The sequence below is a fragment of the Micromonospora sp. BL4 genome (genome assembly GCF_003667505.1).
Taxonomy (GTDB): Bacteria; Actinomycetota; Actinomycetes; order Mycobacteriales; family Micromonosporaceae; genus Micromonospora.
This window is the reverse complement of record NZ_RCVJ01000113.1, coordinates 16,338-37,858: the sequence shown is the minus strand read 5'-3', so window position 1 is coordinate 37,858 and position 21,521 is coordinate 16,338. Positions and strand designations below refer to the sequence as shown.

Here is a 21,521-nt window from a genome sequence, read left to right as displayed (position 1 = left end):
CCACCGGTGCCCGGACCACCGCCGCCGCCCGGCCCGATGCCGGCTCCGCCGTTCCCGCCGCCGCCCGCGACGCCCGGCGTGCCGCCGACCATGCGCGCCACCGCGTCGGTCAGCGCGCCCCCGGCCAGCCCCAACGGGTGGGCCGCCCCGTCACCCGCCGATTCCGCCGAGCGCAACTCAGCGCCGCTGCACGGCTCGTCGTCCGGCCCGGGCGTGCGGGCCTCGGCGTCGCCGACCAACTGGTCGTCGCCGGCGGTTGCCGCGCAACCCACCCAGGGTGGCGGTGGCTGGACCCCGGCACCCGTCTCGGCCCCGCCGGTGGTGCCCGCACCGGCGCTGCCCAGCTGGCCGCCGTCCACCACCGGCGGCACCCCGTCGGGTGAGCACGCCCCCGGTGGCCCCCGGAAGGCCACGTCGCCTGCCAACCCGGCGGGCGGGCCGGCCGGACGGGGCTCGGCCGCCGCCCGCAGCGGGCGGTACGACGGCGGCGCCGACCTGGCCGGCACCGTCTACGGCAGCGGGGAGGGGCCCGGCCACGCCACGATCGCGCTGCCCACCAACGCCGTGGAGAATTCCGGCTCGCTGACCGGGCACATCCTGGCTCAGGGCTGGGCGGACACTCCGGCCGAGCGGTCCTCCAGCACCACCCGGGTGGTGATCGTCCTGGCCGCCGCGCTGGGGCTGCTGGTGGGGATCAGCGTGCTGGTCGTCCTGCTCGCCAACGACGCCCTGGACGGTCTGGTCGGCAACGTGCTCAACGGCTGAGTCGGCGATCCGGGGCGATGGTGAGTCCGCCCACTACGGTCCGGCAACCGGCTGGCGGCTCCGCCGGACCGCCGTACACTGGTTGAGATCACTGACCCGGCGCGCGTGATGCGCGCCCATGGGCGATCTTGCGGGCGATCCGGCGGCACAGCCGCGGCAGGCCATCGCGAAGATGCGCCCCGCTCGAAAGGCATTTGTTGACCACCTCTGCTGACTCCAGCATCGTTCCGTCCGTTTTCGATTCCGCCCCGGCGGCGGCCGACGCCGTCCTCGGGACGCCCGACGCCGCCCCGGCGGAGGTCGCCGAGCACGTCGACTTCGCCGCGCTCGGCCTGCCCGAGCCGCTGGTCCGCGCGCTGGCGCGGCAGGGCATCACCACTCCGTTCGAGATCCAGCGGGCCACCGTGCCGGACGCGCTCGCCGGCCGGGACGTGCTCGGTCGCGGGCAGACCGGTTCGGGCAAGACGCTCGCCTTCGGCCTGCCGCTGCTGGCCCGGGTCGCCGCCGGTCAGCCGGCCCGGCCGATGCGCCCGCGCGCCCTGGTCCTGGTTCCGACCCGGGAGTTGGCCATGCAGGTCAACGACGCCCTGCTGCCGCTGGGCAAGGCGATCAACGTGTTCCTGAAGACCGCCGTCGGCGGGGTGCCGTACGACCGTCAGATCGACGCGCTGCGCCGCGGCGTGGAGATCATCGTGGCGACACCGGGCCGGCTCGGAGACCTGATCGAGCGGGGCATCTGCCAGCTCGACGACGTCGAGGTGACGGTGCTCGACGAGGCCGACCAGATGGCCGACATGGGCTTCCTGCCCGAGGTGACCGAGCTGCTGGCGAAGACGCCGGCGAACGGTCAGCGGCTGCTCTTCTCCGCCACCCTGGACGGTGACGTCGACGCGCTGGTCAAGCGGTTCATGACCGATCCGGTGACCCACTCCACCGCGCCGTCCACCGCCTCGGTGTCCACCATGGATCACCACATGCTGTTGATCCCGCCGCACGAGAAGTTCCCGGTGACGGCCTCGATCGCCGCCCGAGACGGCCGGACCATGGTCTTCGCCCGGACCCAGCTCGGCGTCGACCGGCTGGTCGACCAGCTCGCTGCCGTCGGCGTACGGGCCGGTGGCCTGCACGGCGGCAAGACCCAGCGGATGCGCACCAAGACGCTGGCCGAGTTCCGCGAGGGCCGGATGAACGTCCTGGTCGCCACCGACGTCGCGGCCCGGGGCATCCACGTCGACGGGGTCACCCTGGTGCTGCACGTCGACCCGCCGAAGGACCCCAAGGACTACCTGCACCGTGCCGGGCGTACCGCCCGTGCCGGCGAGTCGGGCGCCGTCGCCACGCTGGTGCTGCCCAAGCAGCGTCGTACCACCCTGGCGATGCTGGAGAAGGCCGGCGTCGCGCCGGCCGAGAACCGCGTCCGCCTCGGTGACCCGATGCTGACTGAGCTGATCGGCGCCCGCGAGCCCAGTGGCGTGCCGGTCCGCGTGGAGGCGGAGCCCCGGGGCTACGGCGACCGCTCCGGCGGCCCCCGCCGGTTCGGCGACCGTCCGGGCGGCGACCGGCGCTACGGCGACCGATCCCAGGGGGAGCGCCGCTACGGCGACCGTCCGACCGGGGAGCGACGCTACGGCGACCGGCCGCAGGGCGACCGGCAGTACGGCGACCGCCCGCAGGGTGAGCGGCGCTACGGCGACCGGCAGTACAGCGACCGGCCGACCGGCGAGCGACGCTACGGCGACCGTCCGCAGGGCGACCGGGGGTACAGCGACCGTCCGCAGGGCGACCGGTCGTACGGCGACCGCCCGAGTGGCGAGCGCCGGTACGCCGACCGGGACACCCGCGGCTACGGCGACCGGCCGCAGGGCGATCGGCGTTACGGCGACCGGCCGCAGTTCGGTGACCGGGACGGCCGGGGCGGCCGGGGCGACCGCCCGACCGGCGAGCGGCGCTACGGCGACCGGCCGCAGGGCGAGCGGCGGTTCGGCGACCGGCCGCAGGGCGAGCGGCGCTACGGCGACCGGCCGCAGGGCGAGCGGCGCTACGGTGACCGCGCCCAGGGCGACCGGCAGCAGGGCGAGCGCCCCGCCGACGAGCGCCGGTTCGGGGACCGACCGGCCGGGGAGCGGCGCTTCGCGGACCGGGGTGGTTTCCGCCCGGAGAGCCGCGGTCAGGGTGACCGGCAGCGCGACGACCGGCAGCGCGACGACCGGCGTGGCTTCGGCGGGCGGCCGCCGGCCCGTACCCACTGATCCACCGATCCACCGAACGCCGCCGCGGAGCCGACGCTCCGCGGCGGCGTTCGCGCATGCCCTGCCGATGTCGGCTCGGTCGCGTAACGTCCGGCTCATGCCGACCATGCCGAAGTCGATCTTCTGGTCCCGGACGGACACCGCCGGCAGCGAGCAGGTCCTGCTCGACGACGGCCACGGGTTGGCGGCCCGGGGCACCCTGCTCGCCGTGGACCCGGTCCCCTGGACCGCCCGCTACCAGCTGACCACCGCTCCGGACTGGAGCACCACCCGGGTCGAGGTCGAGGCGGAGGGGCCGGGCTGGCTGCGCAGAGTCACGCTGGAGCGGGCCGCGGGCCGATGGCGGGTGACCACCGCCGAGCAGGGCAATCTGGACGCGGCACTCGTCGCTGCCGGTCACCCCCCGGCCGGCCTGCCGGGCACCGACGACCCGGACCGGCTGGCCGACGCGCTCGACGTGGACCTGAGCGGGTCGCCGCTCTTCAACGCCCTACCGGTCCACCGGCTCGGGCTCGCCGCCCAGCCGGCCGACCTGCCGCACCGGATCACCGTGGCGTGGGTCCTGCTGCCCGGTCTGGAGGTGGTGGCGGCCGAGCAGATCTACACCGGGCTCGGGCCGGGCCGGGTGCGGTTCGCCAGCGGCACCTTCACCGCCGACATCGATCTCGACGCCGACGGCTTTGTGGTGCGCTACCCCGGGCTCGCCGAACGGATCGACCCGCGCTGAGCGCTCCGGCCCAGCCCCGTCGTGCTCAGGCGGGCCAGGCGCCGCTGGTCAGGAAGCGGTCGATGACGGCGGCGTGCGGCGCCAGGTCGTGGCCCTGCGCCGCCACCCAGTCGTCGGAGTAGTAGGTGTCCGCGTACCGGTCACCGGCGTCGCAGATCAGGGTGACCACGGAACCGGTCCGGCCCTCGGCGAGCATCCCGGCGATCAGGCCGAACGCGCCCCACAGGTTGGTGCCGGTGGAGCCGCCCACCCGACGGCCGAGCACCGCCGAGCCGGCCCGCATGGCGGCCAACGACGCCGCGTCCGGCACCTGGACCATCCGGTCCACCACCGAGGGCAGGAAGGACGCCTCCACGGTCGGACGGCCGATCCCCTCGATCCGAGATCCCTTCCCGGTACGCACGGACCAGTCGGCGGCCAGCCAGGCCGGGTAGAACGCGGAGTTCTCCGGGTCCACCACGCAGAGCTTCGTGGCCAGCCGGCGGTACCGGACGTACCGGCCGAGCGTGGCGCTGGTGCCCCCGGTGCCGGCGCCCACCACGACCCAGGCCGGAATCGGGTGCCGCTCCAGTCTCAGCTGTGCGTAGATCGACTCGGCGATGTTGTTGTTGCCCCGCCAGTCGGTGGCCCGCTCCGCGTAGGTGAACTGGTCCATGAAGTGGCCGCCGGAGTCCTCGGCCAGCCAGCGGGCCTCGACCACCACGCTCGCCGGGTCGTCCACCAGGTGGCACCGGCCGCCCTGGAACTCGATCTGCGCGATCTTCTCCGGCGAGGTGGAGGCGGGCATCACCGCGATGAACGGCAGTCCGAGCATCCGGGCGAAGTACGCCTCGGAGACCGCCGTGGACCCGGAGGACGCCTCGACGATGGTGGTGCGCGGCCCGATCCAGCCGTTGCAGAGCCCGTAGAGGAACAGCGAGCGGGCCAGCCGGTGCTTCAGTGAGCCGGTCGGGTGCACCGACTCGTCCTTGAGGTAGAGGTCGAGCCCCCACTCCCGGGGCAACGGGAACGGCAGCAGGTGGGTGTCGGCCGAGCGGTTCGCGTCCGCCTCGACGGCGGCGATCGCCTCGGTCACCCAGGTCCGGCTGGCCTCGTCGCACCGGTCGAGATGAGTCACGCCGGCAAGGTAGCAAGCGGTCCTGGGGAGGTCAGCGCCGGTCCGCCGCCGTGACCCGGCGATGCTGCCGGCGCTGCCCGGCCCGGCCGACGGCCCGAACGAGCGGGGTCAGCCCGAGGGCCAGCCGGGGCAGGGCGTCCAGCAGCCGGACCTGCGCGCCCCGCCAGCGCGGCAGGCTGACCACCGGGCGGGGCCGGCGGGCCAGTCGGACCGCCCGGGCGGCCACCCGCTCCGGGGTCAGCATGGACCCGGTGAACGACGCCAGCGCCCCGGGGTCGTCCAGCCGGTCGTGCAGCATCGGCGTCCAGATGCCGTCCGGGCAGAGGCAGGAGACGTGCACCCGCCGGTACCCGGCCATCCGCAGGTCGGACAGGGTGCCGAGGCTGAACGCCAGCAGCGCGTGCTTGCTGGCCGCGTACACCGTCTCACCGGGTGCGGCGACCAGCCCGGCCAGCGAGACGATGTTCAGCACGTGGCCGTGCCCCTGCCCGCGCATCACCGTGAGCGCGGCGAGGGTGCCGTTCATCGCGCCGAGCGCGTTCACGTCGAGCACCCGGCGGCGGGTCGGTCCGTCGTGCTCCCAGGCGGGACCGGTGACCAGGATGCCGGCGTTGTTGACCCAGAGGCCGAGGCCACCCCGGCTGGCTGCCGTCGCGGCGATCTCGGCGCAGGCGTCCTCGTCCCGGACGTCCAGCCCCGCGGACCAGCCGCCGAGCGGCGCGGCGGCAACGGCCACCGCGGCCGGGTCGACGTCGGTGAGCAGCACCGACCACCCGTCGGCGTGCAGCGCGGCGGCGACGGCGCGGCCGAGGCCGCCCGCGGCCCCGGTCACCACGGCCACTCCACGTCCCGGCGAGGTCATCGGCGCACGCTACCGCCGTTCGCCGGTACGGCACCAGGGCCGGCCGCCCCCACGCCAGAGGCGGATACCCGTGAGGCGTGGTCGCCCATCGCCTTGGCGTTCGTGGACGAGGTCGAGCCCCACCGCCTCGGCGTCAGGCGGGCTGCGGGCCGACCGGCTGGGGGCGGTTCTCCCACTTGGTGGAGAGGGCGATGGCGGTACGGGTGGAGGCGACCCCGGGCGTCCGGTTCAACCGCACGATCAGCTGCTCCAGCTCGGCGATCGTGCCGACCCGCGCCTTGAGCAGGAAGGACTCCACGCCCGCCATGAAGTAGCAGGACTCGATCTCGGGCAGCACCCGGAGTGACTCGAGCATGTCGTCGCTGTCCGCGCCGGAGTCCTCGACGATGCCGATCAGCGCGGTGACACCCAGCCCGATCGCCTCCGGCTCCACGTCCGCGCGGTAGCCGCGGACCACGCCGCTGTTCTCCAACTTGCCAACCCGCTCGTGCACGGCCGGGGCGGAGAGGCCGACCTGCCGGGCGAGCTCGGCGTACGAGAGTCGGGCGTTTCCGCGCAGCAGGTCGACGAGGCTCAGGTCGATGGCGTCCACGGAGAGTGACCTTATCCCGTTGGGCGTAACGCGACGCCTTCGGCATCCGTTGCACACAGCAGTGAGTAACTGTTCACAAACTGACGGTCAAGGTAGGGGTTGCACCAGTACCATTTACTAACTTCCCACTCAGTGCATTTTTCGCGTTTGGCGGACAGGCCAGGTCCCTGGTGCTGTAATTGCCATACGTCCCTCATGACGGCTCTGGGCTCGCACCAGCCGGGGGCAGTGTGTTCAGCCAGGGGCTTCGTCGACGCGAGGAGGGGGCTGTGGACACTGGAGATCGCCTGCTGACACCGGGTGAGGTCGCCGCGCTGTTTCGGGTGGACCCGAAGACTGTGACGAGATGGGCGGCGGCCGGCCGGATAGGAAGCATCCGGACTCCAGGCGGGCATCGCCGGTTTCGGGAATCCGAGGTGCGAGCCCTGCTTGAGGGGGAGGGCATGCTGGACGAGGTGGACGAGGTCGGAAAACCACGCAACGTGGGTCCGGCCGCCTCCACCGGGCCGGGTCCGGCCAACGCCGGCATGTACTGAACTGGTGCGGACAACGCTACGCGGACCGGGCAGCAGTCCGGTCCGCGTCCCGCTACGGCCACCCGTCGTGACCGCGCGGGACGAGACGGCTCAGCTCCGAGCAGCGCCGAGCTGGCCGGACCACCGTCGGAACAGGGTGTGCGGTACGCCGAGCGCGTCCAGCACCTTGCCGGCCACGAAGTCGACCAACTGCTGAGCGCTGGCCGCCGCGCCCGCGCCGTAGAAGCCGGGGCTCGCCGGTAGCACCACCGCGCCGGCGTCGTGCAGCGCGATGAGGTGCTCCAGGTGACTGCGGGTCACCGGCGTCTCCCGAGGCACCACCACCACCGGCCGCCGTTCCTTGAGGTTGACCTCGGCGGCACGCTGCAACAGGTCCTTGGAGAGCCCGATCGCGATGCCCGCGCACGCCGCCGTGCTGGCCGGCACCACGGCCATTCCGCGTACCCGGTAGGAGCCGCTGCTCGGGCCGGCCGCCAGGTCTCCCGCCGGCCAGTGCCGCACGTCCGCGCCGGTCAGGTCCCGGCCGAGCCAGGCGGCGAGGTCCTCGGCCCAGTGCGCGTCGCGGAACGGCCGGCCGGTCTCGTCGAGCACCGTGAGCCGCGCCGCCCGGGAGACGATCAGGTCCACCGGTTCGCCCGCGTCGAGCAGCCCGCCGACCACGGCCGCCGCGTACGGCGTACCGGAGGCCCCGGACACCCCGACCACCCATGGTTCCCGCATGCCCCCAGCCTGCCTGGTGGGGCTGGTGCGCCGGTGGGCGCCCCCGGGATCGACCTCTGCGTCGCTCGCCCGAGATGTCCGGGCGGGCACTGCGTGTCCCGTGCACCTGGCATGCTGCCGGTGGCCATTCGCACCGGCAGCAGATCGCACAGGAGGCATCGGTGACGACCGGCGAGATCCTCTGGACGCTGCGCGCCGAATGTCCCATCCCGGCCCGGCTCTCGCCGCACGCCGACCGGGTGCACGACTGGCTGCTCCGCCTGCTGCCCGAGCTGGGCCTACCGCTGGACGACGCCGCGCTGCACCGCTTGAGCCGGGGAGCCTTCGCCCGGTACGCCGGTCGGCTCTACCCGGACGCCACCGAGGCCGACCTGCGGAGCCTGACCGCCCTGTTCACCTGGTTCTTCCTGGTCGACGACGCCTGCGACGGGCCGGCCCGGCTCGCTCCGGAGCAGATCCGCGCGCTGCGCGACGGCACATTGGCGCTGCTGCACGACGGTCCCCGGGCACGGCACGTCGGGCTGACCGGTCCGCTGCGGCGGCTGCTGGTGCTGGCCTGGCGGGAGCCGCGCCGCCGGATGCCGGCCCGGTGGCGGTTGCGCTTCGCCGACGCGGTGGCCCGGCACCTCGACGGGACCTGGCGGGAGGCGGTCAACAAGGAGGCGGGTCGCCGACCCGGCGTCGCCGAGTACGTCGAGCTGCGCCGGGCCACCTCGGCGGCGGACGTGTCGTACCCGCTGGTGGAGTTCGTCACCGGCCGGCCGCTGCCCGACCCGGTCTACCACCACCCGTTGCTGCGCCGGGTCGCCCGCACCGGCAACGACCTGCTCTCCTGGTACAACGACCTCGCGTCGCTGGACCGGGACCGCGCCACCGCGGGCGGGCACAACCTGGTGATGGCCATGCAGGACGAGTGGGGCCTGTCGCCGACGGAGGCGGTGGATCGGGTGACCGAGCGCTGGCAGGAGTCGATGCGGCGCTTCGTCGCGCTGCGGGCCACGGTGCCGTCGTTCGGCCCGGCGCTGGACGAGGCCGTCACCGACCACCTCGACGGGGTCGCCTACGCGGTGCGCGGCACCATCGACTGGACCTTGGAAAGCGCCCGCTACCCCACCAGCGCCTAGGCCCGCAGGTTGAGCCGGATCACCAGGTCGAGCAGGGCGAACACGAACAGCGCGATGCCGACGAAGCCGTTCGCGGTGAAGAACGCCCGGTTGACCTTGCTCAGGTCGGTCGGCGTGACCACCAGGTGCTGGTACCCGAACGCGACCGCGGTCAGCGCCAGACCGACCCACCAGAGCCAGCCGAACCCGACCACCGCCCCGAACCAGACGAACAGCCCGAAGGTCACCACGTGCGCCACCGTGGAGGCGTGCAGCGCGAAGCGCCGGCCGTACCGGGCGGGCACGCTGTGCACCCCGATCTCCCGGTCCACCTCGTCGTCCTGGCAGGCGTAGATCAGGTCGAACCCGCCGATCCACAGCCCGACCCCCACGCCGAGCAGCCAGGCCGGCCAGGAGCCGTCCAGGGTGCCGGTGACCGCCAGCCAGGCGCCGACCGGACCGACCGCCTGGGCGACCGCGAGGATCGCGTGCGGCCAGTTGGTGAACCGCTTGCCGTACGGGTAGACCACCAGCGGCACCACGGCCAGCGGCGCCAGCACCAGGCAGAGCGGGTTGAGCAGGGCGGCGGCGGCGAGGAAGACCACCAGCGCGACGGCCGCGCCGGTCCAGGCCGTTCGCACGCTCACCGCCCCGGTGACCAGTTCCCGTGCGGCGGTACGCGGGTTCCGCGCGTCGATCCGCCGGTCGAGGATCCGGTTGGCGGCCATCGCGAACGTCCGCGCCCCGACCATCGCCACGGTGATCAGCAGCAGGTCGACCCAGCGCACCCGGCCGCCGTTGACCTGCATCGCGGTCAGCGCCGACAGGTACGCGAACGGCAGCGCGAAGACGGAGTGCTCGATGGTGACGAGCTTGAGGAACGACTTGATCCGGCCCGGCCGTTCGGCCGGCGCGTCGAGGACCGCCATCAGATGCCGTACTCCTTCCAGCGCTTGTCGACCAGGGAGGTGACCTCCGGCGACATGCTCATCTCCTCCGGCCAGCCGCGGGTGTATCCCTCGGTGGGGAGCTTGCGGGTCGCGTCGATGCCCGCCTTGCCGCCCCAGAACTGCTGGTACGAGGCGTGGTCGAGGTGGTCCACCGGACCCTCGGTCAACAGCAGGTCCCGCGCGTAGTCGACGTTGCCGAAGGCGCGGAAGGCCACCTCGTTGTAGTCGTGGACGTCGCAGTCCTCGTCGACGATCACGATCAGCTTGGTCAGGGACATCATGTGCGCGCCCCAGATCGCGTTCATCACCTTCTGCGCGTGCTTCGGGTAGCGCTTGCGGATCGACACGATCGCACAGTTGTGGAACACGCCGGCGGCCGGCAGGTCGTAGTCGACGATGTCCGGGATCAGGAAGCGCAGCAGCGGCGCGAAGATCCGCTCGGTGGCCTTGCCGAGACCGTGGTCCTCCTGCGGCGGCTGCGACGTGACGATCGAGTGGTAGACGGGATCCCGCTGCATCGTCATGCACTCGATGTGCATGACCGGGAACGGCTCCACCGGCGTGTAGAAGCCGGTGTGGTCACCGAACGGCCCTTCCGGCATCCGTTCGCCCGGCTCGATGTAGCCCTCCAGCACGATCTGCGCGTGCGCCGGCACCTGCAACGGGACGGTCAGGCAGTCCACCATCTCGACGCGTTCGCCCCGCAGGAACCCGGCGAACAGGTATTCGTCGATCTCGGCGGGGAGCGGCGCGCTGGCCGAGTAGGCGACAGCCGGGTCGGCGCCGATGGCGATGGCCACCGGCAGTCGCTGCCCGAGCCGCTCGGCGACCGCGTGGTGCGCCGTGGAGTTCTTGTGGATCTGCCAGTGCATGCCGATCGTGTTGTGCGAGTGCTGCTGGAGGCGGTAGAGCCCGAGGTTGCGCTTGCCGGTCTCCGGGTGCTTCGTGTGGGTCAGCCCGAAGTTGTGGAAGATCCCGCCGTCACCCGGCCAGATCTGCAACCCGGGGAGCCGGTTGAGGTCGACGTCGTCACCCCGGTAGACCACCTGCTGGCACGGGGCCGTCCTGACCTTCTTCGGCGGCATCGACTTGAGCTGCATGACCTTGCCGAGGCCGCCCATCATGCCCGAGAAGCCCTGCGGCAGCTCCGGCTTGAGCATCTCGCCGATCCGGTCGCCGATCTCGTCCAGCGAGTCGACGCCGAGCGCCATCGCCATCCGCTTCTCGGTGCCGAACAGGTTGATCGCCACCGGCATCTCGCCCCGGGTCGGGCGATCGAAGAGCAGCGCCGGCCCGCCGGCCCGCACGGTGCGGGTGACCACCTCGCTGATCTCCAGGGTCGGATCGACCGGGACGCTGACCCGACGCAGCTCGCCCGCGCGCTCCAGCGCCGCGAGGAAGTCCTTGAGATCGGTGTACGGGAAGCCACGAGCCGCCATGCCGCCAGTCTCCCGCATGGCGTCCGTCGCCGACCAAGCCGGGTGCTGTGACGTACGTCGGGAGCGGGGCGCGTTCAGGCGGCGGGCGTCCACGCGTGCGCGGCCAGCGGCGGGTCGAGCGGCGCCCGGGTGAGGCGGTTGGCGAAGGTGGAGATCGTGTACGTGCCGACGCCCAGCACCACGTCCAGCGCGTGCCGGGGCTGGTAGCCGGCTGCCAGGAAGTTGGCCAGGTCGTCGTCGGGCACGGCGCCCCGGTGATCGAGCACGGCCAGCGTGAACCGGCGCAGCGCCTCCAGCCGCGGTTCGGGCAGGGCGCTGCCGGCGCGCAGCGCGACGATCAGTTCGGCGGTCGCGCCGAGTTGGGTGAGTGTGCCGGTGTGCAGGGCGACGCAGACGTGGCACTCGTTGGTGGTGGCGACGGCGAGGACGACCACCTCGCGTTCCAGCGGATTGAGAGCGGTCTGCTCGAAGCCGGCGTTGGCGGTGAGGAAGCCAGCGAGCAACTGCGGTGACTCGGCCATCAGCGCCACTGGGGTGGGCAGGAAGCCGAATCGGCGGCGTACCCCCTCGACGGTCGGGCGGGCGGCGGCGGGTGCGGTCTCGGCGGTGTGCGCGGTGAAGACAGACACGGGTACCTGCTCTCGGGAGTGTCACGTCGCCCGGGTCGCCGGGCGACGTAAAGTAGTCAACGTGGTTGACGGAATAGTAAACGTGGTTGTCGAACGTGGCAACCGCTGACGCCGCCCGGCCCGGCTTCCAGCTGCCGCTGCTCCTGCTGGCCGGCTTCCGGACGCTGATCGACGACCTGCACGCCGAGCTGACCCGGCAGGGGCATCCCGAGCTGCGCCCGCTGCACGGCTTCGTGCTCCAGGCGGTCGGGGCGGACGGCACCACCGCCACCGAGCTGGGCCAGCGGCTGGGCATCTCCAAGCAGGCAGCCGGCAAGACGGTCGACCGGCTGATCGCCGTCGGCTACCTCGACCGGGTCGACGATCCCCGGGACGCCCGCCGCCGGCTGATCACGATGACCCCGCGCGGTGTCGACGGGCTGCGCCGCTCGGCCGAGATCTTCGACCGGCTGCGCGAACGGTGGGTCGAAGCCCTCGGCCCGGAGCGCGTCGACGCCCTGGAGGACGACCTGCGGACGATGGCCGCCCCCAACTGGTTCCGGCTCGACGTACCAGGCTGGTTCGGCGGCTGACCGCACGGTTGATCGACACGACATCGCCGACGTGGCGGTGTTGCCGGCCTGGGACACCGCGACATCGCCGACCTGGAGTGGGTCAAGGCGGGCGGATCGAGCTGGCCGATCTGCCCGAGGTGGCCTACCAGGTCACCGTCCAGGTGGACCGGACACTGCGCGGCTGGCGACCCGGTCGCCGGGATCCGACGGGTAGGACGCCCGGCTAGCCCGGGATCAGTCCAGGCCGCCGTACGAGTGCAGGCCGGTGAAGAAGATGTTCACGCCGAACAGGTTCATCAGCATGGTGAGGAAGCCGAGCACCGCCAGCCAGGTGGCAACGTTGCGCTTGACGCTGGGCGTGGCCCGGGCGTGCAGATAGCCCGCGTACACCACCCAGGAGATGAACGCCCAGGTCTCCTTCGGGTCCCAGCCCCACGGCCGGCCCCAGGCCGCCTCGGCCCAGATCGCACCGGCGATCACCGCGAAGGTGAAGATCGGGAAGGCGAAGGCGTGCAGCGCGAAGGTCAGCCGCTCCAGGCTGGCCGCCCCCGGCAACCGCTTGGCCAGGGTGTACGGGAAGCTCCGCTTGCCCTGCTCGTACCCGGCGCGCATCAGGTAGCCGACCGCCGGCACCGCGCCGAGCAGGAAGATGCCGGACGCGAAGACGATCGTCGAGACGTGGATGACGAACCAGTAGGAGTTCAGCGCCGGCACCAGCGGCACGATCGGCACGTACAGCACCAGCTCGGCGGTGGCCACCAGCAGCACCATCACCAGGGTGAGGAACAGCCCGAGCTTGCGCAGCGAGGGCCGCTTCCAGAGCACCACCAGCCAGGCCGCGACCCCGATGAACGTCACCGTGAGCACGAACTCGTACATGTTGCCCCAGGGCATGCGGTCGGCCGCGATGCCCCGCGTGACCAGCGCCGCCAGGTGCAGCGCGGCCGCGAGCCCGGTGGCACCCACCGCGATCAGACCACCGATCCGGGCGCGCCGCGCCGAGCGGTCGGCCACGGCCGACGGCGGGACCGGCGCGGGCGACACGGGTACGCCGCCACCTCCGCCGACGCCGGCACCCACCAGCTCGCGGGCGGGAGCCGCGGCGGCCCGGGCGCGAGTGTTGCCCAGCGCGTACTCCACGGCATGGCAGATCATCGCGACCAGATACGCCAGGATCGCGAAGGTCACCAGATTGTCGGAGAGTGCGGACATCACTCGGTCCCTTCTCGCACGCCGGTCCGGTCACTGGAGTCGGCGCTCGCGTCCGCCCGATCACCGCTGACCGCGGCGACGAGTTGGGCGAACTCCTCGGCGAACCCTGGATAGTCGGTACGCGGCAACCCGCCGGCCTCCATCAAGCTACTACCGCCCGTCGGAGATCCTTCCGCGGGGTCGGCCGGCATCACCCGGAAGAACACCCGGCGGCGCCGACCGAACAGCGACCCCATCAGCCCGACCAACAGGAAACCGCAGCTGACCAGCAGCATCGTCGAACCGGGGTCGTGCCGCACGGAGAGGGTCACGTACCGCTCGGTGCCCAGGAACTCGACCTTGGTGCCGTCGTCCAACGTCCAGGTCTCGCCCTTGCGGAGCAGCTTGGTGCCGACCTCCTTGACCTTCCCGGCGCGCACCTGCCGCTGGTCGAGCTGGTAGACCGAGCCGGGGATGCCGGCGTCCAGACCGAGGTTGCCCCGGTAGGCGACCAGGTTCAGCGCCGGGTTGCGCTCGGTCGGGTACTCCGAGCGGACGAACGGCGCCTGCTGCGGCGCCGTGGGCAGGTAGATGCCGGTGAAGGCCATCTGCTCGTCCGGCGCGCGCCGCCCGGTACGCGGGTCGACGTTCGCGTCCGGGAACGCCGCCAGCCCCTCGCTCGTCAGGCCCATGTCGCCGGTGGTCAGGAACGGGTCATCGCTGATCTGGCTGCGGCCGAACCGATCGGTGTAGCGGATCACCGGGGCGTACCCGTGGCCGAGCAGGTAGACGCTCGCGCCGCCCAGCCGCAGCGGCGAGTTCACCGAGAAGTCCCCACTGCGGGTCGGCTCGTCGGGGCCGTCGACGGTCACCCGGGCGTTGAAGAACTCCGGCTGGCCGGACGCCAGGAACCGGGCCTCGAAGTCGTCCAGCCGCAGGCAGAAGCGGGGCAGGTCCTCGCTGTCCACCCGGGGGCCGAGCTTCGTCTCGGCGTACTGCTGGCGGGTGTTGCAGAAGGCGTTGTCCGCACCCGCGACCAGCAGCCGGTTGCCGCTCCAGCCGTACCACGAGCCGAGCGCGACACCGATCAGCACGGCGATCAGCGAGGTGTGGAACAGCAGGTTGCCGGTCTCCTTGAGGTAGCCCTTCTCGGCGGACACCTCGTCGCCGCGGACCTCCACCCGCCACCGCCGGCGGCGCAGCACCTCGGCGACCGCCGCCGCGCCGCCCGCCGGGGCAGGCAGCACCGCGTGCTGCGGCAACCGCTCGAGCCGCTTCGGTGCGGCCGGCGGCCGGGACCGCAGTGCCCGGACGTGATCGCGCAGGCGGGGCGTGATGCAGCCGATCAGCGAGGTGAACAGCAGCAGGTAGATCGCGGAGAACCAGACCGAACCGAAGACCTCGAACGCGCCGATCCGGTCCAACCGGGGGGCCAGGTCGGGATGGTCGGTGAAGTACTCGTTGACCTTCTCCGGGCTGATCCCCCGCTGCGGCAGCACCGAGCCGGGAATCGCGGCGACCGCGAGCAGGAAGAGCAGGATCAGCGCCGTACGCATGCTGGTCAACTGCCGCCACGAGTTGCGCAGCAGGGCCAGCAGCCGGTTGGGCCGCCGCCGGGGCGCCGGGGCCGCGGTCTCCGGCCGGTCGTCCACGACCGTCATCAGATGCTCACCTCGCCCACACCGACGGTGGTCTGCAACCAGATCACGAAGCTCTGCCACCCGCCGGTGACCAGCGCCAGGCCGATCAGGATGAGCAGGGCGCCGCCGACCCGGGTGACCCAGCGGCTGTTGCGCCGGACGGCGCGGAAGACCCCGAGCAGGCGCTGGAAGCCCAGCCCGAAGACGACGAACGGTATCCCCAACCCGAGGCAGTACGCCACGGCGAGCACCACGGCGCGGTCGCTCTGCCCGCTCGCGGTGGCCATGCCCATCACCGCGCCGAGGGTGGGGCCGGTGCAGGGCACCCAGCTCAGCGCGAAGACCGCGCCGAAGACCGGTGCGCCGAGCAGCCCGGCGGAGGGCAGCCGGGAGATCCGGAACTCCCGTTGCAGGGCCGGGATCATCCCGAGGTAGCCAAGGCCGAGCACGATGATCAGCGCGCCGATCACGATCTCCAGCTGGCGCTCGTACTCGAAGAAGACCCGGCCGATGCTGGCGAACAGGATCGCGGTGGCGACGAAGACGACGGTGAAGCCGCCGATGAAGAGCAGCGTGCCGGCGAGCACCCGGCCCTTGACGGCGCCGACCCGCGCGACCCGCTCACGTACCGCCACGCCGCCGCTGGCCTCGGCCGGGGCGGGCTCGGCCGCCGGCCGGCGACCGTCGAGGTCGGCGCCGGCCAGGCCGGTGACGTACGAGAGGTAGCCGGGGACCAGCGGGAGCACGCACGGGGAGAGGAAGCTGACCAGACCGGCGAGCGCCGCCGCGCCGATGGCGAGCAGCAGCGGCCCGCTGAGGGCCAGCTCCCGGAAGGTGTCACCCATCAGCCCGACGCCGGCTTCTCGGCGGCGATCCGCTCGACGATCGGTTGCAGGCCCTCCTGCTTGACCGCGGCCCGGATCACCGAGGCGATCCGGCCCTCCCGGTCGAGCACCACGGTCGCCGGGACGGTGTTCGGCGGAATGTCCAAAGCCAGCGCCAGCTTGCTCGCCGGGTCGAACAGGCTCGGATAGGTGACCCGGCCCTCTTCGAACGCCTTGGCCTTGTCCCGCTGGTCCTGGACGTTGATGCCGAGGAAGCTCACCCCGGAGCCCTTGGTGGCCTGGTAGGTGGCTTCCAGGTCGTCCGCCTCGGCCCGGCACGGCGCGCACCAGGAACCCCAGAAGTTGACCACCACCACCTGGCCGCGGGCTTCGTTGACGTCGTAGCTGCCGCCGGTGAGCAGCTCACCGGCGAGCTTCGGGGGTGCCGAGCGCTGGTCCGGAGCGCACTCGATGATCCCGTCGGAGGTGGTCGTACAGGTCTTCTCCCGGCCCTGCGACGTGCAGCCGACCAGCGCCACCGCGGCGACGCTGGCGAGCAGACCGGCGGTCCACCTCCGGGCGTTCATCAGGCCCCCTTGGCCGTCCGGGCGGTCGCGGAGAGGGCGATCAGGTGCGCGGCGGGCTCGCTGTAGCCGATGCCGGCCACCTTCGCGCCGTCGAAGTGGAACGAGGTGAGGCTGGCCAGCCCGCACTGCCGCTTGCGGGGGTCGTGCCAGAGTCGCTTGCGCTCGACGTACCGGCGCAGCGTCCAGATGGGGAGCTGGTGCGAGACCAGCACCGCCTCGCGCCCCTCGGCGGCGACCCGGGCCGCGTGCACGGCGGCGAACATCCGCTCCGCGATGGCCCGGTACGCCTCACCCCAGGACGGGGTCACCGGGTCGCGCAGCACCCACCAGTTGCGCGGGTCGCGGAACGACCCGTCGCCCGGCGACACCTTCTTGCCCTCGAACCAGTTGGCGCTCTCGATCAGCCGCTCGTCCACACCGACCGGCAGGCCGAACTGGGCCGCGATCGGCTCGGCGGTCTGCTGGGCGCGCTCCAGGGGGCTGGCCACCACGTGCACGATCTCCCGCTCGGCGAGCCCCTGCGCGGCGGCCTTGGCCATCTGCACACCCAGCTCGGAGAGGCGGAAACCGGGCAGCCGGCCGTAGAGGATCTGGTCGGGGTTGTACACCTCGCCGTGCCGCAGCACGTGGACCACCGTCTTGCTCACCGTTGCTACCCCCCCGCCGCTGCCGCCGCGTTGGCCGCCGTCGGCAACGCTGCGGCGATCTGCTCCAGAGCGGCGTCGTTGATCGCCGCCGACACGAACCACGACTCGAACGCGCTCGGCGGCAGGTAGACGCCGGCGGCGAGCATCGCGTGGAAGAACGCCTTGAACGCGGGCACCTGCTGGGTGCGAGCGCTGTCGTAGTCGACCACGTCGGCGTCGGTGAAGAAGATGGAGAACATGCTGCCCGCGTACGACAGTCGGTGCGGGACCCCGGCGGCGGCCAGCGCGTCGGCGGCGAGCTTGCCCACGACGGCGGCGGTCTCGTCGAGGCGGCGGTACAGCTCGTCGTCGGCCAGCCGCAGGGTGGCCAGACCGGCGGCGCAGGCCAGCGGGTTACCGGAGAGCGTGCCGGCCTGGTAGACCGGGCCGGCCGGGGCGAGCCGCGCCATGATCTCCGCGCGCCCGCCGAACGCCGCGGCGGGCAGGCCGCCACCCATGACCTTGCCGTACGTCCACAGGTCGGCGTCGGAGGCGTCGAGGCCGTGCCACCCGGCGCGCGAGACCCGGAACCCGGTCATGACCTCGTCCACGACGAGCAGCGCGCCGTGCGCGTGGGCGATCCGGGCGAGCTGCTGGTTGAAACCGTCGCGGGGGGCGACCACGCCCATGTTTCCGGCGGCGGCCTCGGTGATCACCGCGGCGATGTGCGGCCCCTCGGCGGCGAAGGCCTCCTCGACCGCCCGGATGTCGTTGTACGGCAGCACGATCGTCTCGCTGGCCGCCGCGCCGGTGACACCGGGCGAGTCGGGCAGGCCCAGGGTGGCCACGCCGGACCCGGCCGAGGCGAGCAGCGCGTCGACGTGCCCGTGGTAGCAGCCGGCGAACTTTACGATCTTGGAGCGTCCGGTGAAGCCACGGGCCAGCCGGATCGCCGACATGGTCGCTTCGGTGCCGGAGTTGACCAGGCGCACCTGCTCCACCGGGGTCCGGTCGACGATCTCGGCGGCCAGCTCCACCTCACCGGGAGTGGGGGTGCCGAAGCTGGTGCCCCGGGCGGCGGCGGCCTGCACGGCGTCCACCACCTGCGGGTGGGCGTGCCCGAGGATCAGCGGGCCCCAGGAGCAGACGAGGTCCACGTAGCGGCGGCCGTCGGCGTCGTACAGCCACGGGCCCTCGCCTCGAACCATGAAGCGGGGGGTGCCGCCGACCGCCTGGAAGGCGCGCACGGGGGAGTTCACCCCGCCCGGCACGATGGCGCGGGCGCGGTCGAACAGGGCCTCGGAGGCCGGGGCTTCGGCCGGGTAGCGGCCGGATCCGGCGGAAACGATGTCGGTCACGATGCCGCCATTGTGTCAGCGCCGGACGGTCAACCAGCAGCCACCCCGGGCCGGGGTTACCGGGCTCACCCGCCTCCGGCGTCCGCCGGCGGCGCCGACACGCGGCCGGGCGGCGGCTGTCGGCCTCGACAGGCCGGGTCGTCCGGATCGCGCTAGGCTGACCGGGTGGATCGTGCCGAACTGTCCATCACGCTACACCGGACGGGCGACGAAGCAGTGCTGCGCCTGGCCGGTGAGATCGACATGCTCACGGCCGCCCAGCTCTCCACCGTGGTCAACGAGGTGCTGGCCGACCCGCCCCCGCGGATCGTGCTCGACCTGGGCGGCGTCACCTTCTGCGACTCGCAGGGCCTCGGCACCCTGGTGGTGCTCAGCCGCAAGGCCAGCCACGCGCAGAGTCTGCTGATGCTGACCCATGTGGGCGATTTCCTGATCCGCGTCCTGGACATCACCGGCCTCCGCAGCGCCCTGATGATCCGCAACGACCAACCCACCGGCTGACCCGCCGCCGGGTCAACCGGTGGGTGGCTGGTCAGGGTGTAGGGATGTCGCGGGTTTGGAAGGTGCGCAGGGCGAGGGTGACCAGGGCGGCCGTCACTGCGGCCAGGGCGACCAGCGGGGTGGCGGTCCAGCCGGAGCCGAGGACCTGCGGGGTGTGGGTGAACGGGGAGATGTCCAGCGCCCACTGATCCAGCTCCAGGACCGCGCCGAGCTGACCGAGCAGCAGGCAACCGGCGAGCACCGCCCAGGCGCCCGCGGAGAACCGGGGCAGCCAGCCGACCAGCAACGCCGCCAGCCCGGCCAGCACCCAGGCCGCCGGCACCTGGGCCAGACCGGCGCCGAGCAGCCGGGGCAGCTCACCCCCGACATCGCCGCTGCTGAGGCCGTACGCCAACCCGGTCGCGAGCCCGGTCACGGAGAGCACCACCGCCGGGCCGAGCAGGGCGAAGAGCAGGTGCGCCGCCAGCCAACGGCTCCGGCTCACCGCCGTGGCGAGCAGCGGCTCGGCCCGCCCGGCGGTCTCCTCCGCCCGCGCCCGCAGCGCGGCCTGGATGCCGTACCCGGCGGCGGCCAGCGCGGTCAGGCTCAACGTCCCACCGAGGTACGCCTCCGCGAGCGCGGAGGTGCCACCCAGCCGGGCCAGGATCTCGGCGACCTGCTGATTGCCCTGCACCGCCTCGCCGGCAGCATCCGCCGCGCCCCCGAGCACCAGGCCGAGCAGCCCGAACCCGACGGTCCAGCCGAGCAACTGACCCCGATGCAGCCGCCAGGCCAGGCCGAACGGGCCCACCAGCCGCGGCCCGGCGGTCGCCGGACCGAGCCGGGGCGGAAACACCCCACCGCCGAGGTCCCGGCGCACCGAGACGGGGTACGCGACGAGCGCGACCACCGCACTGAACAACACCGGCAGCAGCAGCACCCACCAACGCTCGTCGGCGAAGGCCCGATCCCGGGCCGACCAGCCCAGCGGGGAGAGCCAGCTCAGCCACTCCGCGCTCCCGCCGGTGCCGCCGGAACCACCCGCGTCACCGGCCAGCCGCAGCACGAAGGCCAGCCCGAGCACACCCAGACCGGTCCCGCGCGCCCCGGCCGCGCTCTCGGTGAGCTGCGCGGCCAGCCCGCCGACCGTGGCGAAGACGATGCCGGTGAGTGCCACCCCGGCCCCGAAGAGCAGCGAACCGGCACCGGGCAGGCCCGCGGCGACCAGGCCGGCGGCGGCGAGCAGGCCGAGCAGCAGGTTCGCGGCGTACGTCACCAGCAGCGCGGCGGTCAGCCCGGCGTACCGGCCCAGCACGGTGGCACCGAGCAGCTCACGCCGGCCGGCTTCCTCCTCCGTGCGGGTGTGGCGGACCACGGTGAGCACGCTGGCCAGCGCGGCGATCAACGCCAGCAGGCCGGCCCGCTGGACGGTGAGCGCACCGACGCTGTCGCCGTACACCGGGCCGAGCAGGGCGACGATCGACGGGTTGCTCGCCGTACCGGCCAGGTACGCGGCCCGCTCGGCCGCGGTCGGGTACAGCTCGGCGTACGTGCCGGCGTAGCTGGCTGGCAGCACGGCCAGCAGCAGGATCCAGATCGGCAGCACGACCCGGTCCCGGCGCAGGATCAGTCGCACCAGGTGCCGGGTGCCGGTGAACGCACTCATGATCTCACCGTCGGCTCGGCCTGGTAGTGCCGCAGGAACAGCTCCTCCAGCGTCGGCGGCTGGCTGACCAGGCTGCGTACGCCGATCTCGGTGAGCCGGCGCAGGGCGGCGGCCAGCGCGGCGTTCTCCACGTCGAAGCGCATCCGCGCCCCGTCCACCCGCAGGTCGTGCACCCCGGCCAGCTTTCCCAGCCCGTCGACCGGGCCGGTCAGCTCGGCCTCGATCGAGGTTCGACGCAGGTGGCGCAGGTCGGTGAGGGTGCCCGTCTCGACGTCCCGACCGTTGCGGATGATCGTCACCCGGTCGCAGAGCGCCTCCACCTCGGCCAGGATGTGGCTGGAGAGCAGCACGGTGCGACCGTCGGCCTTCGCCCGGCGGACCCAGTGCTGGAAGACCTCCTCCATCAGCGGGTCCAGGCCGGAGGTCGGCTCGTCCAGGATGAGCAGTTCGACGTCCGAGGCGAGCGCGGCCACCAGGCCGACCTTCTGCCGGTTGCCCTTGGAGTACGCCCGGCCCTTCTTGCGCGGGTCCAGCTCGAAGGACTCCAGCAGCTCGGCCCGGCGGGCCGGGTCGAGGCCGCCGCGCATCCGGCCGAGCAGGTCGATGACCTCTCCGCCGGAGAGGTTGGGCCAGAGCGTCACGTCGCCCGGCACGTAGGCCAGCCGGCGGTGCAGGGCCACCGCGTCGCGCCACGGGTCGCCACCGAGCAGGCGGACGGCCCCCGCGTCCGTCCGCAGCAGGCCGAGCAGCGCTCGGATGGTGGTCGACTTGCCGGCGCCGTTCGGGCCGAGGAAGCCGTGCACCTCGCCGGCACGAACGGTCAGGTCCAGACCGTCCAGTGCCCGGGTCCGGCCGAAGGTCTTGACCAGGCCGGAAACCTCAATGGGAGTTTCCATGTATCGGAAG

General features: G+C 72.9%; 21 protein-coding genes and 1 pseudogene. 7 read left to right on the top strand and 15 right to left on the bottom strand.

Annotated features, from left to right (window positions below; genetic code table 11):
- The 3 genes and pseudogenes from EAD89_RS31015 to EAD89_RS11635 all read left to right on the top strand — a co-directional run.
- A pseudogene (locus EAD89_RS31015) lies at positions 1-765 on the top strand (hypothetical protein); the annotation flags it as partial.
- 197 nt (positions 766-962) lie between these two features.
- Positions 963-3,014, top strand: coding sequence for a DEAD/DEAH box helicase (locus tag EAD89_RS11640; RefSeq protein ID WP_121675699.1), 2,052 nt, complete (start codon positions 963-965; stop codon positions 3,012-3,014).
- A 106-nt stretch (positions 3,015-3,120) separates the two neighbouring features.
- Entirely contained in the window at positions 3,121-3,741 is a 621-nt protein-coding gene (locus tag EAD89_RS11635; protein ID WP_121653889.1) for a putative glycolipid-binding domain-containing protein, read from the top strand.
- A gap of 25 nt (positions 3,742-3,766) precedes the next feature.
- On the opposite strand, the gene EAD89_RS11630 is transcribed toward EAD89_RS11635, so the two are convergent.
- From EAD89_RS11630 to EAD89_RS11620, 3 genes are all read right to left on the bottom strand, one after another.
- Entirely contained in the window at positions 3,767-4,858 is a 1,092-nt protein-coding gene (locus EAD89_RS11630; protein ID WP_121675698.1) for a PLP-dependent cysteine synthase family protein, read from the bottom strand.
- Between the two features lie 31 nt (positions 4,859-4,889).
- Complete coding sequence (locus tag EAD89_RS11625; RefSeq protein ID WP_121675697.1) at positions 4,890-5,720, bottom strand: SDR family oxidoreductase; 831 nt, start codon at positions 5,718-5,720, stop codon at positions 4,890-4,892.
- 133 nt (positions 5,721-5,853) lie between these two features.
- The gene (locus tag EAD89_RS11620; protein ID WP_121653868.1) at positions 5,854-6,312 is read right to left on the bottom strand and encodes an Lrp/AsnC family transcriptional regulator; all 459 of its coding nucleotides are present in this window, start codon (positions 6,310-6,312) and stop codon (positions 5,854-5,856) included.
- 269 nt (positions 6,313-6,581) lie between these two features.
- Between EAD89_RS11620 and EAD89_RS11615 the strand changes: the two genes are divergently transcribed.
- Positions 6,582-6,848 carry a BldC family transcriptional regulator gene (locus EAD89_RS11615; RefSeq protein ID WP_007454516.1) on the top strand — a complete coding sequence of 89 codons (267 nt, stop codon included), beginning with the start codon at positions 6,582-6,584 and terminating at the stop codon, positions 6,846-6,848.
- Between the two features lie 90 nt (positions 6,849-6,938).
- Here the strand turns inward: EAD89_RS11615 and EAD89_RS11610 are convergent, their stop codons facing one another.
- Entirely contained in the window at positions 6,939-7,568 is a 630-nt protein-coding gene (locus EAD89_RS11610; protein ID WP_121675696.1) for a UbiX family flavin prenyltransferase, read from the bottom strand.
- A gap of 161 nt (positions 7,569-7,729) precedes the next feature.
- Between EAD89_RS11610 and EAD89_RS11605 the strand changes: the two genes are divergently transcribed.
- Positions 7,730-8,692, top strand: a complete 963-nt coding sequence (locus EAD89_RS11605) for a terpene synthase family protein (protein ID WP_121675695.1) — start codon at positions 7,730-7,732, stop codon at positions 8,690-8,692.
- On the opposite strand, the gene mqnP is transcribed toward EAD89_RS11605, so the two are convergent.
- From mqnP to EAD89_RS11590, 3 genes are all read right to left on the bottom strand, one after another.
- Entirely contained in the window at positions 8,689-9,600 is a 912-nt protein-coding gene (gene mqnP, locus EAD89_RS11600) for a menaquinone biosynthesis prenyltransferase MqnP (protein WP_121675694.1), read from the bottom strand. The two genes, EAD89_RS11605 and mqnP, sit on opposite strands and share 4 nt — an antisense overlap.
- Entirely contained in the window at positions 9,600-11,060 is a 1,461-nt protein-coding gene (locus EAD89_RS11595) for a menaquinone biosynthesis decarboxylase (protein WP_121653890.1), read from the bottom strand. Before EAD89_RS11595 ends, mqnP begins: the two co-directional genes overlap by 1 nt.
- A 74-nt stretch (positions 11,061-11,134) precedes the next feature.
- Positions 11,135-11,689, bottom strand: coding sequence for a carboxymuconolactone decarboxylase family protein (locus EAD89_RS11590; protein WP_121675693.1), 555 nt, complete (start codon positions 11,687-11,689; stop codon positions 11,135-11,137).
- A 95-nt stretch (positions 11,690-11,784) separates the two neighbouring features.
- Between EAD89_RS11590 and EAD89_RS11585 the strand changes: the two genes are divergently transcribed.
- Complete coding sequence (locus tag EAD89_RS11585; RefSeq protein ID WP_121675692.1) at positions 11,785-12,261, top strand: MarR family winged helix-turn-helix transcriptional regulator; 477 nt, start codon at positions 11,785-11,787, stop codon at positions 12,259-12,261.
- Positions 12,262-12,477: 216 nt separating this feature from the next.
- On the opposite strand, the gene ccsB is transcribed toward EAD89_RS11585, so the two are convergent.
- From ccsB to hemL, 6 genes are read right to left on the bottom strand one after another with little or no spacing between them, the layout of a single operon-like run.
- A complete protein-coding gene (gene ccsB / locus EAD89_RS11580) occupies positions 12,478-13,455 on the bottom strand; it encodes a c-type cytochrome biogenesis protein CcsB (protein ID WP_121653874.1) in 978 nt (325 codons plus the stop codon).
- Positions 13,455-15,095: a cytochrome c biogenesis protein ResB gene (locus tag EAD89_RS11575; RefSeq protein WP_121675691.1), complete on the bottom strand. Its 1,641-nt coding sequence runs from the start codon at positions 15,093-15,095 to the stop codon at positions 13,455-13,457. The genes ccsB and EAD89_RS11575 overlap by 1 nt, the downstream gene beginning before the upstream one ends.
- Entirely contained in the window at positions 15,095-15,919 is an 825-nt protein-coding gene (locus EAD89_RS11570) for a cytochrome c biogenesis CcdA family protein (RefSeq protein WP_121675690.1), read from the bottom strand. The genes EAD89_RS11575 and EAD89_RS11570 overlap by 1 nt, the downstream gene beginning before the upstream one ends.
- Entirely contained in the window at positions 15,919-16,485 is a 567-nt protein-coding gene (locus EAD89_RS11565) for a TlpA disulfide reductase family protein (RefSeq protein WP_121675689.1), read from the bottom strand. The genes EAD89_RS11570 and EAD89_RS11565 overlap by 1 nt, the downstream gene beginning before the upstream one ends.
- Positions 16,485-17,132, bottom strand: a complete 648-nt coding sequence (locus EAD89_RS11560; protein ID WP_121675688.1) for a histidine phosphatase family protein — start codon at positions 17,130-17,132, stop codon at positions 16,485-16,487. Before EAD89_RS11560 ends, EAD89_RS11565 begins: the two co-directional genes overlap by 1 nt.
- Before the next feature lie 5 nt (positions 17,133-17,137).
- A complete protein-coding gene (gene hemL / locus EAD89_RS11555; RefSeq protein ID WP_121675687.1) occupies positions 17,138-18,469 on the bottom strand; it encodes a glutamate-1-semialdehyde 2,1-aminomutase in 1,332 nt (443 codons plus the stop codon).
- Between the two features lie 165 nt (positions 18,470-18,634).
- On the opposite strand from hemL, the gene EAD89_RS11550 reads away from it, so the two are divergent.
- Positions 18,635-18,970 (top strand): STAS domain-containing protein, encoded by a 336-nt coding sequence (locus EAD89_RS11550; RefSeq protein WP_007454492.1) that lies wholly within the window; start codon positions 18,635-18,637, stop codon positions 18,968-18,970.
- Between the two features lie 31 nt (positions 18,971-19,001).
- Here the strand turns inward: EAD89_RS11550 and EAD89_RS11545 are convergent, their stop codons facing one another.
- Both EAD89_RS11545 and EAD89_RS11540 read right to left on the bottom strand, forming a co-directional pair.
- Complete coding sequence (locus tag EAD89_RS11545; RefSeq protein WP_121675686.1) at positions 19,002-20,615, bottom strand: ABC transporter permease; 1,614 nt, start codon at positions 20,613-20,615, stop codon at positions 19,002-19,004.
- Positions 20,612-21,511 (bottom strand): ABC transporter ATP-binding protein, encoded by a 900-nt coding sequence (locus tag EAD89_RS11540; RefSeq protein WP_121675685.1) that lies wholly within the window; start codon positions 21,509-21,511, stop codon positions 20,612-20,614. Before EAD89_RS11540 ends, EAD89_RS11545 begins: the two co-directional genes overlap by 4 nt.
- Positions 21,512-21,521 lie beyond the last annotated feature (10 nt).

What these genes read in the sequence shown, in the direction of transcription:
- EAD89_RS11635 (WP_121653889.1), top strand. Translation starts at nt 3,121, where the DNA reads ATGCCGAAGTCGATCTTCTGGTCCCGGACGGACACCGCCGGCAGCGAG.
- EAD89_RS11625 (WP_121675697.1), bottom strand. Translation starts at nt 5,720, where the DNA reads ATGACCTCGCCGGGACGTGGAGTGGCCGTGGTGACCGGGGCCGCGGGC.
- EAD89_RS11610 (WP_121675696.1), bottom strand. Translation starts at nt 7,568, where the DNA reads ATGCGGGAACCATGGGTGGTCGGGGTGTCCGGGGCCTCCGGTACGCCG.
- mqnP (WP_121675694.1), bottom strand. Translation starts at nt 9,600, where the DNA reads ATGGCGGTCCTCGACGCGCCGGCCGAACGGCCGGGCCGGATCAAGTCG.
- EAD89_RS11595 (WP_121653890.1), bottom strand. Translation starts at nt 11,060, where the DNA reads ATGGCGGCTCGTGGCTTCCCGTACACCGATCTCAAGGACTTCCTCGCG.
- ccsB (WP_121653874.1), bottom strand. Translation starts at nt 13,455, where the DNA reads ATGTCCGCACTCTCCGACAATCTGGTGACCTTCGCGATCCTGGCGTAT.
- EAD89_RS11575 (WP_121675691.1), bottom strand. Translation starts at nt 15,095, where the DNA reads ATGACGGTCGTGGACGACCGGCCGGAGACCGCGGCCCCGGCGCCCCGG.
- EAD89_RS11570 (WP_121675690.1), bottom strand. Translation starts at nt 15,919, where the DNA reads ATGGGTGACACCTTCCGGGAGCTGGCCCTCAGCGGGCCGCTGCTGCTC.
- EAD89_RS11565 (WP_121675689.1), bottom strand. Translation starts at nt 16,485, where the DNA reads ATGAACGCCCGGAGGTGGACCGCCGGTCTGCTCGCCAGCGTCGCCGCG.
- EAD89_RS11545 (WP_121675686.1), bottom strand. Translation starts at nt 20,615, where the DNA reads ATGAGTGCGTTCACCGGCACCCGGCACCTGGTGCGACTGATCCTGCGC.
- EAD89_RS11540 (WP_121675685.1), bottom strand. Translation starts at nt 21,511, where the DNA reads ATGGAAACTCCCATTGAGGTTTCCGGCCTGGTCAAGACCTTCGGCCGG.